Origin of the sequence: Cupriavidus malaysiensis (genome assembly GCF_001854325.1) — a bacterium.
Taxonomy (GTDB): Bacteria; Pseudomonadota; Gammaproteobacteria; order Burkholderiales; family Burkholderiaceae; genus Cupriavidus; species Cupriavidus malaysiensis.
Map to the genome: position 1 here is coordinate 4,121,054 of NZ_CP017754.1, position 21,540 is coordinate 4,142,593.

The 21,540-nt window shown below is 69.5% G+C and carries 14 protein-coding genes and 1 rRNA gene; 6 read left to right on the plus strand and 9 right to left on the minus strand.

Going from position 1 to position 21,540, the window contains the following annotated elements:
• Nucleotides 1-94 precede the first annotated feature (94 nt).
• The 3 genes from BKK80_RS18665 (at nucleotide 95) to BKK80_RS18675 (ending at nucleotide 6,731) form a co-directional block, all read left to right on the plus strand.
• Nucleotides 95-1,858, plus strand: a complete 1,764-nt coding sequence (locus tag BKK80_RS18665; protein WP_071070440.1) for an AMP-binding protein — start codon at nucleotides 95-97, stop codon at nucleotides 1,856-1,858.
• A gap of 121 nt (nucleotides 1,859-1,979) precedes the next feature.
• A complete protein-coding gene (locus BKK80_RS18670; protein ID WP_071070442.1) occupies nucleotides 1,980-5,312 on the plus strand; it encodes an acetyl-CoA carboxylase family protein in 3,333 nt (1,110 codons plus the stop codon).
• A gap of 90 nt (nucleotides 5,313-5,402) precedes the next feature.
• A complete protein-coding gene (locus BKK80_RS18675) occupies nucleotides 5,403-6,731 on the plus strand; it encodes a branched-chain amino acid ABC transporter substrate-binding protein (RefSeq protein ID WP_236903695.1) in 1,329 nt (442 codons plus the stop codon).
• Nucleotides 6,732-6,777: 46 nt separating this feature from the next.
• Here BKK80_RS18675 and BKK80_RS18680 read toward each other — a convergent pair whose 3' ends face one another.
• Both BKK80_RS18680 and BKK80_RS18685 read right to left on the minus strand, forming a co-directional pair.
• Complete coding sequence (locus BKK80_RS18680; RefSeq protein ID WP_071070444.1) at nucleotides 6,778-8,016, minus strand: aminopeptidase; 1,239 nt, start codon at nucleotides 8,014-8,016, stop codon at nucleotides 6,778-6,780.
• Nucleotides 8,013-10,142: a molybdopterin-containing oxidoreductase family protein gene (locus BKK80_RS18685; protein ID WP_071070446.1), complete on the minus strand. Its 2,130-nt coding sequence runs from the start codon at nucleotides 10,140-10,142 to the stop codon at nucleotides 8,013-8,015. The genes BKK80_RS18680 and BKK80_RS18685 overlap by 4 nt, the downstream gene beginning before the upstream one ends.
• 412 nt (nucleotides 10,143-10,554) lie before the next feature.
• On the opposite strand from BKK80_RS18685, the gene BKK80_RS18690 reads away from it, so the two are divergent.
• Nucleotides 10,555-11,763 carry an ABC transporter substrate-binding protein gene (locus BKK80_RS18690; RefSeq protein ID WP_071015626.1) on the plus strand — a complete coding sequence of 403 codons (1,209 nt, stop codon included), beginning with the start codon at nucleotides 10,555-10,557 and terminating at the stop codon, nucleotides 11,761-11,763.
• Between the two features lie 23 nt (nucleotides 11,764-11,786).
• Here BKK80_RS18690 and BKK80_RS18695 read toward each other — a convergent pair whose 3' ends face one another.
• The 5 genes from BKK80_RS18695 to BKK80_RS18715 all read right to left on the minus strand — a co-directional run bounded on the left by BKK80_RS18695 (nucleotide 11,787) and on the right by BKK80_RS18715 (nucleotide 17,502).
• Nucleotides 11,787-12,845, minus strand: coding sequence for an ABC transporter ATP-binding protein (locus BKK80_RS18695; RefSeq protein ID WP_071015628.1), 1,059 nt, complete (start codon nucleotides 12,843-12,845; stop codon nucleotides 11,787-11,789).
• Nucleotides 12,842-13,840 (minus strand): ABC transporter ATP-binding protein, encoded by a 999-nt coding sequence (locus BKK80_RS18700; RefSeq protein WP_071015630.1) that lies wholly within the window; start codon nucleotides 13,838-13,840, stop codon nucleotides 12,842-12,844. Before BKK80_RS18700 ends, BKK80_RS18695 begins: the two co-directional genes overlap by 4 nt.
• Before the next feature lie 19 nt (nucleotides 13,841-13,859).
• A complete protein-coding gene (locus BKK80_RS18705; RefSeq protein ID WP_071070448.1) occupies nucleotides 13,860-14,792 on the minus strand; it encodes an ABC transporter permease in 933 nt (310 codons plus the stop codon).
• A 3-nt stretch (nucleotides 14,793-14,795) separates the two neighbouring features.
• Nucleotides 14,796-15,773 (minus strand): ABC transporter permease, encoded by a 978-nt coding sequence (locus BKK80_RS18710; protein WP_071016599.1) that lies wholly within the window; start codon nucleotides 15,771-15,773, stop codon nucleotides 14,796-14,798.
• Nucleotides 15,774-15,915: 142 nt separating this feature from the next.
• Nucleotides 15,916-17,502, minus strand: coding sequence for an ABC transporter substrate-binding protein (locus BKK80_RS18715; RefSeq protein ID WP_071037860.1), 1,587 nt, complete (start codon nucleotides 17,500-17,502; stop codon nucleotides 15,916-15,918).
• Between the two features lie 285 nt (nucleotides 17,503-17,787).
• On the opposite strand from BKK80_RS18715, the gene BKK80_RS18720 reads away from it, so the two are divergent.
• Both BKK80_RS18720 and BKK80_RS18725 read left to right on the plus strand, forming a co-directional pair.
• The gene (locus BKK80_RS18720; RefSeq protein ID WP_071037859.1) at nucleotides 17,788-18,981 is read left to right on the plus strand and encodes a M20 aminoacylase family protein; all 1,194 of its coding nucleotides are present in this window, start codon (nucleotides 17,788-17,790) and stop codon (nucleotides 18,979-18,981) included.
• Between the two features lie 50 nt (nucleotides 18,982-19,031).
• Nucleotides 19,032-20,048: a DUF2891 domain-containing protein gene (locus tag BKK80_RS18725; RefSeq protein WP_071070919.1), complete on the plus strand. Its 1,017-nt coding sequence runs from the start codon at nucleotides 19,032-19,034 to the stop codon at nucleotides 20,046-20,048.
• Between the two features lie 21 nt (nucleotides 20,049-20,069).
• On the opposite strand, the gene BKK80_RS18730 is transcribed toward BKK80_RS18725, so the two are convergent.
• The gene (locus BKK80_RS18730) at nucleotides 20,070-20,990 is read right to left on the minus strand and encodes a DUF3047 domain-containing protein (protein WP_071015638.1); all 921 of its coding nucleotides are present in this window, start codon (nucleotides 20,988-20,990) and stop codon (nucleotides 20,070-20,072) included.
• A gap of 343 nt (nucleotides 20,991-21,333) precedes the next feature.
• Nucleotides 21,334-21,447, minus strand: a 5S ribosomal RNA gene (gene rrf, locus BKK80_RS18735).
• Nucleotides 21,448-21,540: the final 93 nt, after the last annotated feature.

Sequence of the window (21,540 nt, forward strand, 5' to 3'; positions counted from 1 at the left end):
TCTCCCTAGCATCTTACCAAGAGGTAAATAAATATACCAAAAGGTAGATGCGCTGCATCGCCGGCGCGTCGCACTCGCGAGGAGACCCGCACCGATGGACCATACCGCCCAGGGGCCGGCCGCGGCCGCCGACGAAGCCGCCTATCTCGACGACCTGCACCAGCGCTGGCAGCGCGCATGGCCTGCCGGCACGCCACGCGAGCCGGTCTACCCGCTGGGGCGCCAGCCGCTCAGCGAGATGCTGCGCCACTGGGGCCGCACGCGGCCCGGACAGCCCGCCGTGCTCTTCTACGGGCACCAGACCACCTACGGCGAACTGGATGCGCTGAGCGACCGCTGTGCCGCGCTGCTGGCCGCGCACGGCATCGGCGCCGGCGACCGCGTGGCGGTGCTGCTGCCGAACTGCCCGCAATTCCACGTGGTCTTCTTCGGCATCCTGAAGCTGGGCGCGGTCTACGTGCCGGTCAGCCCGCTCTCCCAGCGCGCCGAGCTGCTGCACGCGCTGCGCGACAGCACGCCGCGCGCGCTGGTCGCGCTGGACCAGTTGCTGCCGCTGGTGCGCGATGCGCGCGGCGCGCTGGGCGCGGAGGATCCCCTCGCCAGCCTGTTCTACACCAGCTTCGCCGACGTGGTGCCGGCCGCACCGACGCTGCCCCTGCCGCCGATGGCCCAGGCGCCGCGCTGCCCGGCCGAACCGCAGGACCATGCCATCGACCTGCTGCCAGCGCTGGCCGCCTGCCAGGCGCCCGCGCCACGGGCCGCGCCCGCGCTCGACGCCGTGGCCGCGCTTAACTACACCGGCGGCACCACCGGCCTGCCCAAGGGCTGCATCCACACCCAGGGCGACATGGTCGACATGGCGGCAGCCTTCGGCGCGGTCTCGCTGCCGCTCGACGAACAGGCCGTGATGCTCGGCTTCTTTCCCGAGTTCTGGATCGCCGGCGAAAACCTGTGCCTGATCTTCCCGGTCTTCTACGGCACGCCGCTGGTCCTGCTGGCACGCTGGGATGCCGAGACCTTCATGGCCGCGGTCGAACGCTACCGCGTCACCAATGCCTCCATGCTGGTCGACAGCGTGGTGGAGGTGATGGACCACCCGCGCGTATCGCAGTATTCGCTGCGCTCCCTGCGGCACGTGGGCGTGTCGTCCTTCGTCAAGAAGCTCAACCTGGACTACCGGCGCCGCTGGCAGGCACTGACCGGCTCGACCATCGCCGAAACCGCCTGGGGCATGACCGAGACCCAGACCTGCAACACCTTCACGCTGGGCATGCAGGGGGACGATCTCGACCTGCGCTCCCAGCCCATCTTCGTCGGCCTGCCGGTCCCGGGCACCGAGTTCAAGATCTGCGACTTCGACAGCGGCGCACTGCTGCCGCCGGGCACGGAGGGCGAACTGTGCGTGCGCACGCCAACGCTGCTCAAGGGCTACTGGAACAAGCCCGAGGCCACGCGCGAGTCGCTGCGCGGCGGCTGGTTCCACACCGGCGACATCGGCGTGATCGACACGCAGGGCTACCTGCACTACCTGGGCCGGCGCAAGGAGATGCTCAAGGTCAACGGCATGAGCGTGTTCCCGGCCGAGATCGAGGCCCTGCTCGGCCAGCACCCGGCGGTGCTCGGCTCCGCCGTGCTGGGGCGCCCGGACGAAGACCGCGGCCAGCTGCCGATAGCCTTCGTGATGCTCAAGCCCGAAGCCGCCGGCACGCTCGACGAAGCCGCGCTGACCGCCTGGTGCCGCGCCAACATGGCTGTCTACAAGGTGCCGCTGCTGCGCATCGTCGACGCCCTGCCGCTGACCGCCACCGGCAAGGTGCGCAAGCAGGACCTGGCCGACCTCGCGGCCGCGGTGCGCTGACGCCCCGCGGGTCCGAGCCGCGCCGCCGGCCAGGGCACCGGCTACGGCGCACCAACCATCGCCCCCGGGGCCGGCTTCCACCGGCCGCCCACGGGCTCCCGACTCCTCCGACCTCTGCATCATGACCACCCCGAAGCTGCTGATCGCCAACCGCGGCGAGATCGCCATCCGCATCGCCCGCGCCGCGGCCGCGCTGGACATCCCCACCGTCGCCATCTACAGCGAGGATGACCGCGACGCGCTGCACGTGCGCAAGGCCGACCAGGCCGTGGCCTTGCCGGGCAGCGGCCCGCGCGCCTACCTCGATATTGCCCAGGTGGTGGCCGCGGCGCGCGCCGCCGGCTGCACCCTGGTCCATCCGGGTTACGGCTTCCTGTCGGAGAACGCCGACTTCGCCCAGGCCTGCCTGGATGCCGGGCTCGGCTTCGTCGGCCCCGCGCCGGACGTGCTGCGGCTGTTCGGCGACAAGGCACGCGCCCGCGCGCTGGCCCGCGAGCACGACGTGCCGGTGGTGGCAGGAACCACCGGCCCCACCACGCTGGACGGCGCCCGCGCCTTCTTCGCCACGCTGCAGGCCGAGTCGCCCGGCGCCGGCATGATGATCAAGGCGCTCGCCGGGGGCGGCGGGCGCGGCATGCGGGCCGTGCATGACGCGGCGCAGATCGACGAGGCCTACGCGCGCTGCGTCTCGGAAGCCACCGCGGCTTTCGGCAATGGCGCGGTCTACGTCGAGCGCATCGTCGAGGCACCGCGCCACATCGAGGTCCAGGTGGCGGCCGACGCCACCGGTAACGCGATCGCGCTGGGCGAGCGCGAATGCAGCCTGCAGCGGCGCCACCAGAAGCTGGTCGAGATCGCGCCCAGCCCGTCGCTCGATGCGCGCACGCGCGCCCGCGTGGCGCAGGCCGCGCTGACGCTGGCGCGCGCGGCGGCCTACCGCGGCATCGGCACCTTCGAGTTCCTGGTGGAGGCGCCGCGCCAGGGACGGCACGAGGCTGCGCTGTGGTTCATGGAGGCCAATCCACGCCTGCAGGTCGAGCACACCGTCACCGAGATGGTCACCGGCGTGGACCTGGTGCAGCTCCAGCTCGCCCTGGCTGGCGATGCCACCCTGGCGCGCCTCGGCCTGGCCACGGCGCCGGCGCCGCGCGGCGTGGCGGTGCAATTGCGCCTGAACGCCGAACAGGTCGACGGCAACGGACAGCTGCGTCCTGCCGCTGGCATGCTGAGCGCCTACGAGCCGCCCAGCGGCCCGGGCGTGCGCGTCGATGGCGCCGGCTTTGCCGGCATGGTGGTCAATCCGCGCTTCGACTCCCTGCTCGCCAAGCTGATCGTGCACGAGCCGGGCGGCGACTACGGCCGCGCGCTCGCCCTCGCCTACCGCGCCCTGTGCGAGTTCCGCATCGAGGGCATCGCCACCAACCGGCGCCTGCTGCAGGAACTGCTGCAGCAGGACGCGGTGCGGGCCAACGCCGTCCACACCCAGTACCTCGACGAGGCCCTGCCCGCGCTGGCCGCCAGGGCCGCGGCGGACGATCCGCATCCCGCCCTGCATGCCCGTGCCGCCGGCGGCATGTACGACACGGCGGCCGCCACCGCCGCCGAACCGCTGCCCGACCATGCCGTCGCCGTGGCCGCGCCGATGGACGGCGCCCTCGCCGCACTGCAGGTCGCCGTCGGCGAGCGCGTGCGGCGCGGGCAATCGCTCGCCGTGATCGAGGCCATGAAGATGGAGCACACGCTCGACGCACCGGCGTCGGGCACCGTGCTGCGCGTGCTCGCGGCGCCCGGCGGCACGGTCCGCGCCGGCGCCCCGGTGCTGTGGCTCGAAGCCGATGGCGACGATGAGACCGGGCACCAGTCGACGCAGCACGAAGCCGCGCCCGACCACATCCGCGCCGACCTGCGCGATGCCCTCGAGCGCATCGCCTTCGGCCTGGACGCGGCGCGGCCGGACGCCGTCGCCAAGCGTCACCGGCAAGGCGGGCGCACCGCGCGCGAGAACATCGAGCAGCTGTGCGACCCGGACTCCTTCATCGAATACGGCGCGCTGGCCATCGCGGCCCAGCGCCAGCGCCGCAGCGTCGACGACCTGGTGCGCGCCACGCCGGCGGACGGCATCGTCACCGGCATCGGCACCGTCAACGCCGGCGCCACCAGTGCAGCCGACACGCGCTGCATGGTACTGGCCTACGACTACACCGTGCTGGCCGGCACCCAGGGCTTCTACGGCCACAAGAAACTGGATCGCATGCTGGCGCTGGCGCGCCAGTGGCGCGTGCCGGTGGTGCTGTTCGCCGAAGGCGGCGGCGGCCGGCCCGGCGACACCGACATGCCGGTGGTGGCCGGCCTCGACTGCACCTCATTCATCCAGTTCGCGCGCTTGTCGGGCCAGGTGCCGCTGGTCGGCATCGTGCACGGGCGCTGCTTCGCCGGCAACGCCGCGCTGCTGGGCTGCGCCGACGTCATCATCGCCACGCGCAGCGCCACCATCGGCATGGGCGGTCCCGCCATGATCGAAGGCGGTGGCCTGGGCGTGTACGCACCCGAGGAAGTCGGCCCGGTCGGCGTGCAGGCGCCCAACGGCGTGATCGACGTGCTGGTCGAGGACGAGCAGCAGGCCGTGGAAGCCGCGCGCCGCTACCTGTCCTATTTCCAGGGCGACGCCACGCATTGGGAGGCCGGCGACGCGCGCCGGCTGCGCCATGTGATCCCGGAGAACCGGCTGCGCAGCTACGACATGCGCGCCGTGATCGAGGCGCTGGCCGACACCGGCTCGGTGCTCGAACTGCGCCCCGCCTTCGGCAGCGGCATCCTGACCGCGCTGATCCGCATCGAAGGGCGCGCCTTCGGCTGCATCGCCAACAACCCGCGCCACCTGGGCGGCGCCATCGACGCGGCCGCCGCCGACAAGGCCGCGCGCTTCATGCAGCTGTGCGACGCGCACGGGCTGCCGCTGCTGTCGCTGTGCGACACGCCGGGCTTCATGGTCGGTCCCGAGGCCGAGAAGACCGCCACCGTGCGCCACGTGTCGCGCCTGTTCGTCACCGCGGGCGCGCTGCGCGTGCCGTTCTTCACCGTGGTGCTGCGCAAGGGCTACGGGCTGGGCGCGCAGGCCATGGCCGGCGGCAGCTTCTCCGCGCCGTTCTTCACGGTGGCCTGGCCCAGCGGCGAGTTCGGCGCGATGGGCATCGAAGGCTCGATCCGGCTCGGCTTCCGCAAGGAGCTGGAAGCGGTGGCCGACCCCGATGAGCGCGAGGCACTCTTCGCGCGCATGGTCGATGCGGCCTACCAGCGCGGGCGGGCGCTGAACATGGCCAGCCATCTCGAGATCGACGCGGTGATCGATCCGGCCGACACGCGCCGCTGGCTGCTGCGCGGCCTGGCCTCGGTGCCGGCCGATGCGCTCGGCGCGCGCGCGCCCGAAGCGCGCCGCTTCATCGACACCTGGTAGGCGCGGTTGCCCTCGCCGGGCGCGCGCAACCGCCATGTGACGACAACGAGAAACAACAAGAGACACAACAAGAGAAAGAGGAGACAAGCCATGCGAAACGCAGCGATGCCGGGCCCCGGCGCGCACCACCGGCCAGGCGCGCTACGACGTCCGGCCGGCCTTGCCCGTGCCGCCAGGGCGGCTGCCCTGGCGCTGGTCGCCGCCGCCCCCCTGCCGGCGCTGGCCGACGATGCCGGCGGCGCGCCGATCAAGGTAGCCTTCATCGACCAGCTGTCGGGGCCGCTGGCCAATGTCGGCGAGCTGTTCCAGGCCAACCTGAAGTTCGCGCTCGACGACGCCAACGCCGGCGGCGGCGTGCTCGGCCGCAAGTACGAGCTGCTCAGCTACGACGACAAGCTCTCGGCCCAGGATGCCCTCACCGCCCTGCAGAGCGCGATCGACGCCGGCGCGCGCGCGGTGTTCACCGGCGGCTCCGGCTCCGCCGTGGTGAGCGCCCTGGTGGAGGCCGCCGGCAAGCACAACGAGCGCAATCCGGAGCACCGGATCCTGATCATCAACTATGCGTCGATCGACCCCGACCTGACCGGCGCGCGCTGCAGCTTCTGGCACTTCGCCACCGAGGCCAACACCGCCATGAAGATGCGCGCGCTGGCCGACTTCACGCGCGGCCAGAAGGACATCCACAAGGTCTACCTGATCAACCAGGACTACGCGCACGGACGCATGTGGGCGGCGCTCGGCCAGCAGATGATCGCCACCGCCCGGCCGGACGTGCAGTTCGTCGGCGCGACGCTGCACCCGCTCGGCAAGGTCAAGGACTTCGCTCCCTATGCGGGCAAGGCCAAGGCCAGCGGCGCCGACACCGTCGTCACCGGCAACTGGGGCCAGGACCTGAACCTGCTGATCAAGGCCGCCGGAGAGATCGGCTACGATGCGCGCTACCTGAACCACAGCGGCGGCGGTGCGCCAGGCACCGTGCAAGCGATCGCCCAGGCAAGAATGGGACGCCTGACCTGGGTCGCGGAAGCCTTGCCCAACAGCGACGATCCCGTGCTGGCGCCGCTGGCCGCGCGCGTGCGGCAAACCCCGGCCGGCGAGTATTTCGCGCCGCGCGTGCTGGTCTCCGTGCAATTGCTGAGCGAAGCCATCCGCCGTGCCGGCAGCGACGATCCGACCAAGGTCGCGTTCGCGCTGGAGGGACTGCGCTACGCCTCGCCGCTGGGCGAAGTGATGATGCGCAAGAGCGACCACCAGTTGCTGCTGCCGCAGGTGGTGTCCACGGTGGTACCGGTCGACGGCAAGACTGTGAAAGTGGGCGCGGAGGGCACCCAGTACGGCTTCCGCCAGGACAGCGTGACACCGGCGCGCGCGCTGGACCTGCCCTCGGCCTGCCGCATGAGGCGCCCGGCCGCCGGCTGAGCACAAAGCCGCGCTGCACCGAGTCCTGCCTGGCCGCGCAAGGCCGTCAGCGCGGTTCGGCCGCGGCGCCGTGCATCTCGCCCTTGGCGCTCCCGGCGACCCCGGCAGAAGCAGCGGCCGCACCGCGCGACTCTCCTCCGCCCGGGACCGCCACGTCGGTCCAGCCGGCATCCTCGGCCGCCGGCGGCGCCAGCGCACGCAGCGCGGCCTGCCGCTCGGGCGGCGGCAGGTCGCCGATGCGCCGGGCCTCGGCATAGAAGCGCTCCCAGTCGCCGCCGCAGCGCGCCAGCAGGGCCAGGAAGGCCGGCACCCACTGCTGGTAGGTCGCGACCGCGGCGAACTGCGGGTTGACCAGCGGCCCGGCGAACCAGCGGTCGTAACCGGCATAGCCGCCCCAGCCCGCCTTCAGGCCGGCGTACTGCCGGCGCAGCTCGGCGAGCAGTTCGGCCTTGCGCCGTCGTTTCTCCGCGTCGCTCAGCGGCGAGCGGTAGAGCGCGTCGAGCCGGTTGCGCGCGGCCAGCACCAGCGCCCGGAACTGCTGGCGGCGCTGGTCGAACTGCCGGTAGCTGGCGCGCTGCTCCGGCGTGGCTTCCTGCGCCATCCAGCCTGCCACGCCGGCGGTCTCGACGGCGGTGGCGAAGGACTCGTTGAAGGCCGTGTCGTTGCGCACGTAGACCACCTGGTGGCCGAGTTCGTGGAAGATCAGGCGCGCCAGCTCGCCGGCTGGCTGGTGGACGAAGGTATTGAGCAGCGGGTCGTCGAAGTAGCCCAGCGTGGAGTAGGCGGGAATGCCGGCCACATAGGCTTCCAGGCCCTCGCTGCGCAGTTGCGCCGCGTAGCGCTCGGCATCGGCCTGGTCGTAGTAGCCGCGGTAGGAGATGCAGCCGACCACGGGGAAGCACCAGGTCTTCAGCGTCATCGACAGCTCGGGCGTGGCGAACACGCTCCACACCACGAAGGAACGGTGCAGGTCGGCGTAGCGCCGGTAGCTGCCGTTGTCGGGCAGCTTGAGTTCGCGCGAGGCATAGGCACGGATCTCGCCGGCCAGCGCCAGCCGCTGGGCCAGCCGTACGTCGTTGGCGGCGCGCGCGTCGGCGATGGCGTCGTCCAGCGGCCTGGCCTGCGCCATCACGCTCAGGTGGCCGTTGACCGATTGCGCGTAGTAGCGGACCGTGTCGCAGCCGGACAGCAGCAGCACAGCCACCAGCGCGCCGGCCAGCGCCACACGCGTGGCCACCTTCGGCACCGAGGCTGCGGCAAGCCCGCGTGCCGGCCGTCCCCTCATGGCGCCGCGGCCATCTCCGCCGCCGGGGCGGACACCACGCCATCGGCGCGCTCCACCTCCACCAGGCAGTCATAGAAGACCGGCGCGCGGCCCAGGTCGGTCAGCCGCTGGCTGGTCAGCTCGTTGGCGTTCTTGCCGTCCGCGGCCAGCTTCTTCCACCAGATCGACAGGCCCACCACCAGGCCCCGGCGCGCGCGATCGGTGACGCGGGCGCGCGCCAGCAGGCTGCCGCGATCGTTGAAGGCGCGCACCATCGTGCCGGCCTCGATGCCGCGCGCCGCCGCGTCTTCCGGGTGGATGTCCAGGTGCGGCTCGCCTTCGGTCGCACGCAGGCTGTCGACGTTGACGAAGGTGCTGTTGAGGAAGTTCCGGGCCGGCGGCGAGATCATCGCCAGCGGGTAGCGCGAGGCCAGCTCCGGTGCGGTGGCGGGTGCCTCGTAAGGCGGCACGTAGGCTGGCAGCGGATCGAGGCCGTCGCGTCGCATCGCCTCCGAGTAGAACTCACACTTGCCGGACGCGGTCGGGAAGCCACCGTCGGCGAACGGTGCCGCTGGCAGGTTCAACTTCTGCCAGCCACGTGCTTTCAGGGTCTCCCAGCTGATGCCTTGGGCACGCGGATCGTCGCGCAGGATGGCCTGCGCGGCGATGTCTTCGTCGCTGTCGGTGAAGCAGGCATCGGCGAAGCCCATGCGCTGCGCCAGCCGGCGGAAGATCTCGGTGTTCGGCAGCGCCTCGCCCAGCGGCGCGACTGCGGCATTGTTGGCAAGGAAGTAGGTATGACCGTAGGCCTTGTGCACGTCGACGTGCTCGAGTTGCGTGGTGGCGGGCAGCAGCACGTCGGCATAGTCGGCAGTATCGGTGCGGAAGTGTTCGAGCACCACCGTGAACAGGTCCTCGCGCGCAAAGCCGGCCGCGACCTTGGCCGACTCGGGCGCCACCGCCACCGGATTGCTGTTGTAGACCACCAGCGCCTCGATCTTCGGCCTGCCCGCGCCGTTACCGGTATCCAGCAGTGCGTCGCCGATGGTGGACATATTGACCGTGCGCGGCAGCGCCGGCCAGCCCGGCAGCAGATCCGGGCGCTGCAGCGCCTGGCCGTCGACCGGGAAGAAGCCCGAGGTCGACAGCTGCAGGCCGCCGGCCGGCTGGCGCCAGGCGCCCACCAGAGACGGCAGGCAGGCCACCGCGCGCACCGCCTGGCCGCCGCCGTGGGCGCGCTGCATGCCGTAGTTCAGGCGGATCGCCACCGGCAGGTGCTCGCGCACGGCGAGGCGGCCGTACAGGCCGGCCAGCCATTCGATGTCATCGGCAGCGATGCCGCAGATCTGCGCCGCGCGCGCGGGGGTAAAGGCTTGCGCGCGCTCGCGCAACGCCTCGAAGCCGACGGTGTGGCGTGCGATGTAGTCGTGGTCGAGCAGGTCGTCGCGGATCAGCACATGGATCAGCGCCAGCGCCAGCGCGCCGTCGGTACCCGGCATCGGCGCGATATGGCGGTGGCACTTCTCCGCACTCAGCGAACGGTAGGGATCGATCGCCACCAGCGTAGCGCCGCGCCGCTTGGCTTCCTGCACGCGCGTCCAGAAATGCAGGTTGGAGGCAATCGGATTGCCGCCCCAGATCACGATCAGCTTGGCCTCGGTCACATGCTCGACGTCCATGCCGACGCTGGCGCCATAGGTATAGCGCAGCGCCGTGGCGCCGGCGCTGGCGCAGATGGTGCGGTCCAGCAGCGAGGCGCCCAGCTTGTGGAAGAAACGCGCAGCCATGCTCTCGCCCTGCACCAGGCCCATGGTGCCGGCGTAGCTGTAGGGCAGGATGGCCTGCGCATCGCGCGCGGCGATCTGGCCCAGCCGCGTGGCGATGAGGTCGAGTGCCTCGTCCCAGCCGATCGGCGCGAACTTGCCTTCGCCCTTGCGGCCCACGCGCTTCATCGGCGTCAGCAGCCGGTCCGGGTGGTAGGTGCGCTCGGTGTAGCGCGATACCTTGGTGCACAGCACCCCCTGCGTACCCGGGTGGTCGGGATCGCCCGCCACCTTGACCGCGCGGCCGTCCTCGACGGTGACGAGCAGGGCGCAGGTATCGGGGCAGTCGTGCGGGCAGGCGGCACGGATGATGCGAGTGGCCATGTGATCTCCGGGGCGATGGCGGCACCGTGCGGCGCGTCGCGGCGCCGTCCTTCGGCGTTCGGGTTGTGGGGGAAGTCCGAGCGGCTTCGGCGGGCGGCGCCGGTGGCTGGCGCGGAGCGCGCAGGCGGCGCGGCGGACCAGGGCAGCGGGCGGCGGGTGGAACACGCTCGCGGGAGGCCCGGCCGGGCCTGGCGGACGCCCGCCCGACCGTTCCGGCGCGGGTGCAGCGGCCTGCCCCTGTTGTACGCCGGCGTCGCCGGCCGGCATGCCGCCCGGGGAAGTTTCTCGGCTTCGATTGTATTCGATTATGATGTGCCGGCGCGCCGCGCCCGCCCGGGTGCGGCAGGCTGGGCCAGCACCGGCGCAGAGCGGGCGGCCATGGGTAAAACATCACCGCTTCGACGGGAATACCATGCAATTGCAGATCGGGGTCAAACGCTGGCGCATTGCCGGCCTGCTGGTGGCATGCGCCATCGGCTCGATCGGCGCCGGCGGCTCCTACGCCGCCACCGCCGCCGCCAACCGTAGCAGTGCCGGCAGGGCGGAGGCCGCCGGCGGCGACACCATCTTGCTCGGCCAGTCGGCCGCCCTCAGCGGCCCGACCGCGATGCTGGGCAAGGAGCTGGGCGCGGGGGCCCGCCTCTACTTCGACTACGTCAACCAGCAGGGCGGCATCTACGGCCGCAGGATCGAGCTCAAGTCGCTCGATGACTACAACGAACCCGACACGGCGGCCAAGAACACGCGCGAACTGATCGAGCAGGACCGCGTGCTGGCCCTGTTCGGCTACGTCGATACCGAGCCCAGCCAGGCCGCCTTGCCGCTGGCGACGGAAGCCAAGGTGCCGTTCTTCGCCCCCTTCACCGGGTCGCAGTCCCTGCGCGAGCCCTTCAACCGCTACGCCTTCCACGTGCGCGCCGGCTACAACGAGGAGACCGCGGCCATCGTGCGCCAGATCGAGACCACCGGCCTCAAGCGCGTGGCGGTGGTCTACAACGACGATGCCTACGGCAAGGCCGGCCTGGCCGGCCTGGAACGCGCGCTGAAGACGGCATCGGGGAGCGGCGTGCAGATCGTGGCGCGCGAAGGCGTGGTGCGCAATACCGCCGAGATCGGCGATGCCATGCAGGGCAGCATGAAGGCCAAGCCGGATGCGGTGGTGATGATCAGCGCGTACCGGACCGCCGGCGCCTTCGTCAAGGAAGCGCTGCGGCGCGGCTACAACGGGCAGTTCTACAACGTGTCCTTCGTCGGCACCCAGGCCCTGGCGCAGCAGGTGGGCGCGCAGGGCAGCGGCGTGATCATCTCGCAGGTGATGCCGCACCCGGGCAATGCCACGCTGCCGGTGGTGCGCGAGTACCTGCGGCTGCTGAAGGCGGCAGGCAAGTCGAACGACTACGACTACGCCAGCATCGAGGGCTTCATCGCCGCCAAGGCCATGGTGGAAGGCCTGCGCCGCGCCGGCCGGGAGCCCTCGCGCGAGAAGCTGGTCAGCGCGCTGGAGACCATGCGCAACGTCGACCTCGGCGGCTACATCATCAACTTCACGCAGGACAACCACGTGGGTTCCAAGTTCGTGGAGATGACCATCATCAACTCGCGCGGCCAGGTGATCCGCTGAGCGGTGCCGCACCGGCGGGCGCTCTATGCCTGGTCGTTCAGGTGGCAGGCCGAGAAGCGCAGCGGCGCGATTTCCCGCAGCGCCGGCACTTCTTCGCGGCAACGCGGCATCGCGTACGGGCAGCGCGGGTGGAAATGGCAGCCGCGCGGCGGATTCAGCGGCGACGGGATCTCGCCCTGGATCGCCACAAAGGTCTTCTTGCCCACCTCCAGCCGGGGCGCCTCGGCCAGCAAGGCCTGCGTATAGGGATGGTTGGGCGCGGCGAAGACCGCTTCGGTGGGCGCCGACTCGACCACCCGCCCCAGGTACATGATCACCACGCGGTCGCTGATGTGCTTGACCACGCCGAGGTCATGGCTGATGAACAGGTAGGTCAGGTTCAGTTCCTCGCGCAGGCGCATGAACAGGTTCAGCACCTGTGCCTGGATCGACACGTCCAGCGCGGCCACCGACTCGTCGCACACCAGGAATTCCGGCCGCACCGCCAGGGCGCGCGCGATGCCGATGCGGGCGCGCTGCCCGCCTGAGAACTGGTGCGGGAAACGGCGCAGCACGGTCGGGTCCATGCCCACCCGCACCAGCATGTCCTCCACGTAGGCGCGCTGCCCGCCCCGCTCCACCAGGCCGTGCACCACCGGCGCCTCGCCGATGATGTCGACCACGCGCAGGCGCGGGTTCAGCGAGGCATAGGGATCCTGGAAGATCATCTGGATGGCGAGCTGCTTCTCGCGCCGGCGCTCGGGCGGCAGGCGATCCAGGTCGACGCCCTTCCACAGGCGTTCGCCTTCGCTCAGTGTGTGCAGGCCGACCGCCATGCGTCCGAGCGTCGACTTGCCGCAGCCGGACTCGCCCACCAGGCCCACCACCTCCCCGGGCTGGATGGCCAGGTCGACACGGTCCACCGCGTGCACGATCTCTTCGCGCGCGTGCGCACCGAGCAGGTTGGCTACCTTGGCGGCCACGTCGAGCGACTTGACGAAGCGCTTGGAGACGCCGCGCATCTCCAGCAGGGGTGCGCCCGGCGTGGCGGTAAGAACAGCGGCCGTAGCCGGCGCCGGCCGTGGTGCGGCAGCTGTGCTCATGCGGCCTCCGGTTGCACGACGATGGGGTGGAAGCAGCGCAGGCGGCGGCCGTCGGCCCCCGTCTCCAGCGGCGGTGGCTGCAGGCAGGCCTCGGTGGCAAAGCTGCAGCGGGCGCGGAAGGCGCAGCCCGCCGGCAGGTTCAGCAGCGAAGGCGTCATGCCCGGGATCTGGCGCAGCGGCACGCCGCGCGGATTGCGCGACGGCGCCGAGGCGATCAGCCCGTGCGTGTACGGATGGGCCGGCCGCTCCAGCACCTGGTGCACATCGCCCGCCTCGACGATCTTGCCGGCATACATCACGCAGACCGAGTCGGCCAGCCCGGCCACCACCGACAGGTCATGGGTGATCCAGATCAGCGCCGTGCCCGATTCGCTGCACAGCTTCTGCATCTCATAGAGGATCTGTCCCTGGATGGTGACATCGAGGGCGGTGGTGGGCTCGTCGGCGATGATCAGGTCGGGCTTGTTCAGCAGCGCGATGGCGATCGCCACGCGCTGGCGCATGCCGCCGGAGAACTGGTGCGGATAGGCCAGCAGCCGCTCGTCCGGCGAAGGGATGCCGACCCGCGCCAGCGCATCGCGGGCACGTTCGCGCGCCGCCGCCTTGCCGACCTTCTCGTGTGCCAGCACCGCCTCGATCATCTGGGTATCGATGCGCAGCACCGGGTTGAGCGTCATCATCGGGTCCTGGAAGATCATCGCGATGCGGTTGCCGCGCACGTTGCGCATCTGCTCGGGCGTGAGCTGGCGCAGGTCACGCGTGACGCCGTCGCGGCTGCTCAGTTCGATGCGTCCGCCCACCACGCGTCCGGGCGCGTCGATCAGGCCCATGATCGAGTATCCCGTCATCGACTTGCCCGACCCGGATTCGCCCACCAGCCCCATGATCTCGCCGCGGCCGACCGAGAACGAGACGTCGTCGACCGCGCGCGCCACGCCGGCACGGGTGAAGAACTGCGTTTCGAGGTGCTCGACCAGCAAGGTCGGTTTGTTCATGGACACTCCGGGATCGTCCTCATTGGGTCTGCAGGCGCGGATTGAGCACGTCGCGCAACTGGTCGGCCACCAGGTTCATCGAGACGATGGTGACCAGCAGCGCAATGCCGGGAAAGAAGCTGATCCAGTACTTGCCGGACAGCATGTACTGCTGCCCGTTCGAGATCAGCGAGCCGAGCGAGGGCTGGGTGATGGGCACGCCCAGGCCGAGGAAGGACAGCGTCGCCTCCAGCGTGATGGCGGACGCCACCTGCAGCGCGGCGATCACGATCAGCGGCGGCAGGCAGTTGGGCAGCAGGTGGCGGAACATGATGCGGGCAGGCGACAGGCCCAGGCAGGCGGCAGCCTCGATGTACTCCTTGCGCCGCTCGACCAGCGCCGCGCTGCGCGTGGTGCGGGCGTAGTAGGCCCATTGCACCGCCACCAGCGCGATCACGATGTTGCCGATACCGGGACGCAGGAAGGCCAGCAGGATCAGCGCCAGCAGGATGGGCGGGAACGACAGCTGCAGGTCGGCCACGCGCATGATGAAAGCTTCTGTGCGCCCGCCCAGGAAGCCTGCCAGCAGGCCCAGCGTGGCGCCCAGCAGCAGGGCGATCACCGTGCTGACCAGGCCCACGCCGATGCTGATGCGCAGCCCGTACATCACCGCCGACAGGATATCGCGGCCCTGCTCGTCCGAGCCGAGCAGGAACACCATGCCGTTGCCGGCATGCTCGCCCGGGGCCAGGCGCGCGTCCAGCACATCGAGTGCCGCCAGGTCGTAGGGATCCTGCGGCGCCAGCCACGGCGCCAGCAGCGCCACCAGCACGATCAGGACCAGCACCACCAGGCCGCCCACCGCCAGCTTGCTGGCGAGGAACTGCGCGGCGAAGCGGCGCAGCGGCGTCTGCTCGCGCAGCGCGGCCGGCTGCGGGTCGGGCTTGTCAGCCTGCAGGCTTGCATCGGTCATGGCTCAGCCCTTGTTGTCGGCGATACGCACGCGCGGATCGAGCATGCTGTAGGCGATGTCGACCACCAGGTTGATCAGGATGAACAACGTGACAATCACCATCAGGTAGGCCACGATCACCGGCCGGTCGAGCAGCTGGATGGAATCGATGATCAGCTTGCCCATGCCGGGCCAGGCGAAGATGGATTCGGTCACGATGGCGAAGGCGATGATGGAGCCGAACTGCAGCGCGATCACGGTGACGATGGGAATCAGGATGTTCTTGAGCACATGCACGCCGACGATGCGCGTATTGGACAGTCCCTTGGCGCGCGCGAACTTGACGTAGTCCTGCAGCATGGCCTCCTGCGTGCCGGCGCGCGTCAGCCGGATCACCATGGCGACGTTGAGCAGCGCCAGCGTGACCGCCGGCAGCACCAGGTGACGCAGGCCGTCCACGGTCAGGAAGCTGACCGGCACGCCCAGCAGCGGCACGGTCTCGCCACGGCCGTTGGAGGGCAGCCAGCCGAGCTGCACCGCGAACACCATGATCAGCATCAGCCCCACCCAGAAGGTCGGCAGCGAGAAGCCGAGGATGGACACCGTCATGATGGACTTGCTGGCCAGCCCGTGCGGCCGCAGTCCCGCCCACAGGCCGAGCGGGATGCCGAGCACGATCGCCATCAGGATGGCGGCCACTGCCAGCTCCATGGTGGCCGGCATGCGCTCGAAGATCAGCTTGAGCGCCGGCGTGCCGTGCGCGAACGAGATCCCCAGGTTGCCGTGCAGCGCGTTCTGCAGGAACACCAGGTACTGCTCCCACAGCGGCTTGTCCAGGCCGAGCGCGGCGATGGTGCGCTTGATGTCCTCCTGGTCGGCCTGCGGGTTGATCAGGATGTCGACAGGATTGCCGATGGCAAAGACGCCGAGGAAGACAAGCAGCGACATGACGAAGAGCACGACCACGCTCTGCATCAGGCGGCGGATGATGAAGACCAGCATGATCGGATCGTTCCCCTTGCCCGTGGGCGTCAGTCGCAAGCCGCCCGCGGCGGTCCGGAACACGCTTGCGCGCGCGCCGGCGCCGCCGCGGCCGCTTCTGCGGCGCTAGGCGCCAGCCTGCGGGCCGGCCCGGCGCCGGACCTCAAAGCGGGCGGAAGTTGTGCGCATAGGTCCGCTCATCGGTGCGGGGCACGTAGGTGATGCCCTTCTGCGTGGCCCAGGTGGTCACCTGGTGGTGGATGGGGATGATGCCGCCGTCATCGATGGCGATCGCCGTGGCTTCCTGCAGCAGCCTGGAACGCTCCTTGTCGTCCACGGTCGCCAGCGCCTTCTCCAGCACGACGTCCATCTTCGGGTTGCAGTATTCGCCCCAGTTGGTGGTGCCGAAGCCCTTCTTGGAGTCTTCGCAGGCCAGCAGCGCGCGCAGCGGCGAGCTGACTTCACCGGTCTGCGCACCCCAGCCGAGCAGGCCGAAGGAGAACTCATGCTTGATGCCCTTGGCCGAGTAGGTGGCCATCGGCATGGCCTCGACCTTGGTGACGATGCCGACGCGCGTCAGGTTCTGCGCGATGGTCTGCGCGATCTTCTCGTCGTTGACATAGCGGTTGTTGGGCGTATGCAGCGTCACGCCGAAGCCGTTCGGATAGCCGGCCTCGGCCAGCAGCTTCCTGGCGCCTTCCGGATCGTACTTGACCGTCTTGAGATTGGGGTTGTAGCCGAACAGCGTGGGTGGCACCAGGTTGTTGGTCGGCTCCGCCAGGCCCTCCATCAACCGGTCCTTGATGCCTTCACGGTTGATTGCCATGCTGATGGCGCGGCGCACGCGGGCGTCCTTCAGCGGGTTCTTGTCCATCGGCTGCCCGTCCCTTGTGGTGACGTAGGGCGACTTGTCGCGCTTGGCATCGAAGTACAGATAGATCACGCGATGCGAGATCTTGGAGAAGAACGACAGCTTGGGATCGCTGCGCACCTTGGGCAGGTCGGGCGTGGGCACGTTCTCGATCGCCTGCACATCGCCCGACAGCAGCGCCGCCAGGCGCGTGGCGGGGTTGGGAATGAAGCGCAGCGTGACCTTGTCCCAGGCCGGCCGGGTTCCCCAGTAGTCGGGATTGCGCACCAGCTCGACGCGGTCGTCGCGCGCATAGCTGACAAACTTGAACGGCCCGGTGCCGATCATGCCCTTGCCCTGGGCGAAGTCGTCGGAACTCAGGCCCTGCGTGGCCTTCTTCTGCACGATGAAGATGGACGTCAGGTCGTTCAGCATCAGCGGATACGGCTGTGCGGTGCGGAGCTGGATGGTGTATTTGTCGATGACTTTCTTGCCGACGATGGCCTTGGTATAGACATCGAACTTGCCGGGACTGTTCTGGATCGTGGCCGGCCGGTCCAGCGACCACACCACGTCCTCGGTGGTCAGCTCGGCGCCGTCGTGGAACTTGACGCCCTTGCGCAGCTTGAATTCCCAGGTATGGTCGTCGACCAGCTTCCACGATTCGGCCAGGCCGGGGATGACACGGCTGTCCGGATCGAGCTTCACCAGGCTGTCGAAGATGTGCTCCGAGACGTTGATGTTGGAGAACAGGTTATAGAAATGCGGATCCATCGAAGTCGGCGGCGAACTCATCGCGAGCTTCAGGTCCGCGGCCTGCGCCGGCGCGGCGCTGCCCAGGCTCATGGCCCAGGCCAGCATCGCTGCGCCGAATACCTTCTTGACGTTGCGAAGGGACATCGTGCGTTCTCCCTGTGGGAAGCCAAGCAGTCTTGGAATGGAGCGTCGCGCGCGCATTGCCGCATTGCCGCAAGCTGGTGCAGGGCGATGGCCCTGCCATGCCGGTGCGACGCTGTCCGGGTACGTCAAGCATTAACTGTTCCAGCTTGCCGCATCGTCCGGCAATGCGGGGAAACCCCCGCGCGGCGCGGCGGCGCGAGCTGCCTGCTTTGGCACTTTCGGAGCCAGCGTCGTATGATCGGGGTATTCCATCGCCTTATCGCTTATCGCCTAAGTACCGGCACCATGAAGCTCATCCCCGAAATCCAGCAGGCCCAGGCCGACATCCGCGCCATCCGGCGCGACATCCACGCGCACCCCGAACTCTGCTTCGAGGAGCAGCGCACGGCCGACGTGGTCGCCCAGCAACTCGCCGCCTGGGGCATCGAGGTACACCGCGGGCTCGGCACCACCGGGCTGGTCGGCGTGATCCGCAACGGCAACAGCCCGCGCACCATCGGCCTGCGCGCCGACATGGATGCGCTGCCGCTGCAGGAGGCCAATGCCTTCGCCCACCGCTCGCAGCACGAAGGCAAGATGCACGCCTGCGGCCACGATGGCCATACCGCCATGCTGCTGGGCGCAGCGCACTACCTGGCGCAGCACCGCAACTTCGACGGTACCGTGCACCTGATCTTCCAGCCTGCCGAGGAAGGCGGCGGCGGCGCGCGCGAAATGATCAAGGACGGCCTGTTCGAGCGCTTCCCCTGCGACGCCGTGTTCGGCATGCACAACTGGCCGGGCATGCCGGCCGGCAGCTTCGGCACGCGCGCAGGCCCGTTGATGGCCTCCAGCAACGAGTTCCGCATCGTCGTGCGCGGCAAGGGCGCGCACGCGGCAATGCCCCACAACGGCAATGACCCGGTCTTCACCGCGGCACAGATCGTCTCGGCGCTGCAAGGCATCATCACGCGCAACAAGCGGCCGATCGACACCGCGGTGATCTCCGTCACGCAGTTCCACGCAGGCGACGCCACCAACATCGTGCCGAACGAGGCCTGGATCGGCGGCACCGTGCGCACCTTCACCGTGCCCGTGCTCGACCTGATCGAGCGCCGCATGCGTGAAGTTTCGGAAGCCGTGGCCGCCGCCTTCGACTGCACCATCGAGTACACCTTCCATCGCAACTACCCGCCCACCATCAACAGTGCGGCGGAGGCGACCTTCGCCATCGAAGTAGCGCGCGAACTGGTCGGGCCCGAGCTGGTCGATGGCGACGTCGAGCCGACCATGGGCGCGGAGGACTTCTCCTTCATGCTCGAGGCCAGGCCCGGCTGCTATCTGTTCATCGGCAATGGCGACGGGGCGCACCGTGAGCATGGCCACGGCATCGGCCCCTGCATGCTGCACAACCCGAGCTACGACTTCAACGACGAGTTGCTGCCGATCGGTTCGACCTTCTTCGTGCGGCTGGTGGAGAAGTGGCTGGCTCCGGCCTGAACGCCACCGATACGCAGGCGGCCGGCGCGGTGCCGGCGCTCGACCACGCCATGGCGGCCCGCTTCGCGCGGGTCGCGCTGGAAAACATCCAGCGGCCCTATCCCTGCAAGGTCGATCACCTGATGACCTCGGCGGACGACCTGGCCCCGCCCGCTGTCCACCACCCGGTGTTCCACGGCAGCTACGACTGGCATTCGAGCGTGCACATGCACTGGCTGCTGGTACGCCTGCTTGCCCTGTTCCCGGACCTGGAGGGCGCCGAATCGATCCGCGAGGCCCTTGACCGTCGCTTGCGCCCGGAAGCGCTCGCGGCCGAGCGCGACTACTTCGCACGGCCCTCGGCCGCCACCTTCGAGCGCCCCTATGGCTGGGCCTGGCTGCTGCGCCTGCAGGCGGAGTCGATCGATCTGGCGCAGCGGGACGCCCGCGCGGTGCCCTGGAGCGCCGCATGCGCGCCGCTGGCCGACCTGCTGGCGATGCGCCTGATCGATTACATGGCCATCGCCGACTTCCCGGTCCGTACCGGCACGCACTTCAACAGCGCCTTCGCCCTGGTGATGGCACTGGACTACGCCCATGCACTGCCGCACCCTGCCTTGCGCCAGGCCGTGGTTGCGCGGGCCCACGGGTGGTTCGGCCGCGACCGGCGCTATCCGGCGCGCTACGAACCCGGCGGTGACGAGTTCCTGTCGGGAGGGCTGGTCGAAGCCGTCCTGATGCGGCAGGTCCTTGACGGATGTGGCTTTGCAGAATGGTGGGAGCAGTTCTCGCCGCCTGCAGGCGAACTCGGCCAGTGGCTGATGCCGGTCGCGGTCAGTGATCGCAGCGACCCCAAGCTCAGCCACCTAGACGGGCTGAACCTGTCGCGTGCCTGGTGCTGGGGACGCCTGGAATCCTCGCTGCCGGCCGATCTGGTGCCGCTGGCGCGGCAGGCACGCCTTGACCATCTGGCCGCCGGACTGCCGCACGCAGCGGCCGGCGACTATGCCGGCACGCACTGGCTGGCCTCCTTCGCCACGCTGGCGATGAGCGAGGTCAGCCAGGCCGCAGCTACGTCAGCTACGTAAGCAGCGCAAGCGGCAGCCGGCTCAATCCAGCAGGATGTCGCCATACCAGGACTCGGCTCGTGTCCTGGTGTTGTCCGTGTCGGTCATGATGCCGACCGCGATCACCCGCCCAGGCTCCTGGCCGAAGGCCTTGCGGTAATCGGCACGCAGGTCGCGCTCGTGGCAGCGCCACTCTCCCGTGTGGGCAAGCCCTGAATCGGCCACGATCATGCGCACACGGTCGGTATGCGGATTTGGCAGGATCGAGCCCGCCGGGCGACGGCCGGCCCAGATATACATCAGGGTCGCATACGGCATCTCGCGCCCGGTGGTCAGCCGCGCCATTTCATACATCAACTGGTCCTTCAACGACAGGTTGCCCTTGTCGCCATCGAACGCGACGAAGACGCGCAGCGGCGCATCCTCGCGAGAACCCAGCGTATTGTCGGCAGTGCGGATCACGTCGCGGGTGCGCCAGGCCCAGCGCAGCATGCCCGCGTCACGCGCGGTCAGCGGCACGTAGAGGCCGGACGCCGAGGCATCGGCCTGCGCGTGCATCACGACCTGGTCCCGTTGGGCAACGAGCCCGTAGCGAGTCGGTGTCTTGTTGCGATTGATGCGCCAGGGGTGCCAGCCGGACGGATAAGGCTGGCCCACGGGGGCAGTGGAGAACAGCGGAAGATCCGCGCGTGGAGCCGGCTCGGCCTCGCCAGATTCCTCATCGGCATCGGCGCCGGCCGCCCCTTCGTCCGCCGCGGCAGCCACCTGGGGCGACGCGGTCACCTTCTGCTGATGCTGCGCATGCGTCGCCACGCGCGTGGCAAACGTACTGCATTCCATCGGCGCTACCGAGACCATCCTGTCCGGATCCTGCGGCTGCATAGGAGCCATGCTGGAGCACCCGGTCAGTCCTGCTGCACTCACGATGCCGCTCAGCGCCAGCAGGCACCACTTCGACTCCATCTCAACTCCCTGAACAAGCCTTGATGCACACGCGGCAGGTGCCGAGCGCCAGTCGCGTACGGCGCGCATGCGCCGGCCCCGATCCGGCAGCCAAGGTAGCAGAAGCCCGAAGGCGTCGGAATCCTCGCACACCCTGAGAAACGGACCGTGGAAGCGGACGCGGGTTCCTGATGCGATGCATGGATGAGTCAAAAACTACGTGCTCGCAACGAGTTGTCTGCGGCGGGGCAGGGCCCGGTCAGGAAATCGGAAGATGGCGTAGTTGGCGACATGTGCGCCGCGAGCGCCACAAAGACAAAACCCCTCGCAGCGTTTGCTGTCGAGGGGTTTTGCGGGAGGGAGAGCCTGGCGATGACCTACTTTCACACGGGTAGTCCGCACTATCATCGGCGCAAAGTCGTTTCACGGTCCTGTTCGGGATGGGAAGGGGTGGTTCCGACTCGCTATGGTCACCAGGCATAAGGGGTTGCTGCGCCGGGGTTGAGCCGTCGCAGCGAATAGGGATGTAGTCTTGGTTGTGAGGTATCGGCACCGTCCTGGGCACACGCGA